This window comes from Priestia sp. P5_B4, assembly GCF_056400385.1.
This window is the reverse complement of the sequence record NZ_JBFULJ010001293.1, coordinates 1-783: the sequence shown is the minus strand read 5'-3', so window position 1 is coordinate 783 and position 783 is coordinate 1. Positions and strand designations below refer to the sequence as shown.

Sequence of the window (783 nt, the reverse complement as noted above, 5' to 3'; positions counted from 1 at the left end):
CCCTTATACACTAACCCATACGGAAGAAATGAGGGAGCCTGATCAAGCTCTAGAATCAACTTTTAGCATAGGTGACATCCACATTGGCACAATTGAAGATGCTTCAGCTGTAAATTTTGGTAATAACTTTCCCACAAACTTCAGAAGTCATAAAAAAGTGAGTCAAGGATTTGGCAATATTTTAGGCAATCAAAATGACATTCATGACATCTTATCCTCTTTGGAAGAAAAAGATATATCGGAAGTATACAATGAAAGCCAAGACGGCAAGCCGCCTGAGTGGCTGGACACAATGGTAGAAGAACAAAAGAAGGAAATGGATGAAACAAAACTAAATGAAGATGAAAAGGGAGAATGAGCAATAGTATGTGAGTGTTGGATCTCAAAAGCAGTGTTGTTGGTGCTGATTTTTTGAAAGAAAGCTTTAATTGCGGAATAAAGAAGAATTAGTAATAGAAAACCTGCTGCTCGTTTAGAGAAGCAGGTTTTCTATTTTATTTCTCATTTGCTGCAGTTTTAACACAAAAAGAGCATGCGTAACTTTAATTGAACACTGGGACAGATCGGTTCTTTCATTCCCACAGATATGGAGTCTCTTGGTAAACATAATAGTTCAACCAATTCATAAACAGCAGGTTGGCATGAGAACGCCATGTTTTTAAAGGGTTTTTGTCAGGATCATTGTTTGGGAAATAGTGTTCCGGAAGCTTTGGTTCTAGCCCTCTTTCTGTATCTCGAAGAAATTCTTCCTGCAGCGTTTGAACGTCGTACTCTGGGTGACCT

At 38.4% G+C, this 783-nt stretch carries 1 protein-coding gene and 1 pseudogene; one reads left to right on the top strand and one right to left on the bottom strand.

Annotation, left to right across the window (positions count from 1 at the left end; all coding sequences use genetic code 11):
- Window positions 1-358, top strand: a pseudogene (locus AC1DRF_RS30565) (hypothetical protein); the annotation flags it as partial.
- A 214-nt stretch (window positions 359-572) separates the two neighbouring features.
- Here AC1DRF_RS30565 and AC1DRF_RS30560 read toward each other — a convergent pair.
- On the bottom strand, window positions 573-783 hold a 211-nt coding region (locus tag AC1DRF_RS30560; protein ID WP_477742644.1), incomplete at its 5' end, for a homoserine O-acetyltransferase/O-succinyltransferase family protein.